Below are 234 nucleotides of genomic sequence, written 5' to 3'. Positions count from 1 at the left end.
GAACTTGGTGTAGTAGTGGGTGATGGTGAAGTTGCCCTTGGCGTCGATCTTCTTGTAGCCCGGGCCGGTGTAGGCGTCGTACTGCGACTTCGTGACGTTCTCGAGCTTGGTCGCCCAGGGAGCCTTGGAGCCGTTGACCTTGTGACCCACGGGGGCCTTGTCGTAGGCGTCCTTGGTGACTTCCTGCAGCACCTTCACGGCGTCGGGGTGGTCCGGGCCGACCGGGTCCGTGAC

The 234-nt window shown here is 63.2% G+C and carries 1 pseudogene; it reads right to left on the bottom strand.

Features of this window, described 5'->3' with window-relative positions:
- Positions 1 to 234: pseudogene (locus ACSC1Q_RS43290) on the bottom strand (trypsin-like serine peptidase); the annotation flags it as partial.

This window comes from Streptosporangium heterodermiicola (genome assembly GCF_051390675.1).
Lineage (GTDB): Bacteria > Actinomycetota > Actinomycetes > Streptosporangiales > Streptosporangiaceae > Streptosporangium.
Note: the sequence above shows the minus strand (reverse complement) of the source record. Positions and strands in the feature narration are given on the sequence as shown.